A 717-nucleotide genomic window follows, 5' to 3' on the forward strand; every position below is an offset into this window, starting at 1 on the left:
GAACAAACAACCACCCGCTATGCGGGTGTGCATAAAAAGTTATACAAAAAAATCACCAATCGATATACAATAAGATTGTTCAAGTCTATTGTAAATAAAGAAAGGTGATTTTAATGGCTAATCAAACAAACAGTTTGTCACATACAAAATGGATGTGCAAATACCACATAGTAATAGTACCGAAATACAGAAGAAAGATGATATACGCACAATATAGAAAAAGCTTGCAAGATATAATCCGACAACTGTGTAAATATAAGGGAGTAGAAATACTTGAAGGGCATATGATGCTAGATCACGTTCATTTGCTTTTAAGTATACCACCAAAGATAAGTGTGTCAAGTTTTATGGGATACCTAAAAGGAAAAAGCGCATTGATGATGTTTGACAAACACGCAAATCTGAAATACAAGTTTGGCAACAGACATTTTTGGGCAGAAGGATATTATGTGAGTACGGTAGGTCTTAATGAAGCAACAATAAAAAAATACATAGAAGATCAAGAAAAGCATGATATAGCACTAGACAAATTAAGTGTCAGAGAGTATGAAGACCCTTTTAAGGGTGGCAGGTAATACAAACGCCCTTTAAGGGGCGGCGAAAGAGGCAAAGGCAATAGGCTTGAACTAAAGTGAAAGCCAGCGTCTTTAGGCGCTGGCCGGTAGCTTGGGCTTATAGCCCTTGTGCAAACCACCCGTTAGACGGGTGGTTTTGATT

The 717-nt window shown here is 37.7% G+C and carries 1 protein-coding gene; it reads left to right on the forward strand.

Going from position 1 to position 717, the window contains the following annotated elements:
- The first annotated feature begins 113 nt into the window (after window positions 1-113).
- Window positions 114-575, forward strand: a complete 462-nt coding sequence (gene tnpA / locus GMA13_RS10525) for an IS200/IS605 family transposase (RefSeq protein ID WP_255884529.1) — start codon at window positions 114-116, stop codon at window positions 573-575.
- Window positions 576-717 lie beyond the last annotated feature (142 nt).

The organism is Ruminococcus sp. zg-924 (assembly GCF_024433635.1).
Lineage (GTDB): Bacteria > Bacillota > Clostridia > Oscillospirales > Acutalibacteraceae > UBA7067.

Excerpts from the sequence above, each read along its gene's own strand:
- tnpA (WP_255884529.1), top strand. The coding sequence starts at position 114 with ATGGCTAATCAAACAAACAGTTTGTCACATACAAAATGGATGTGCAAA.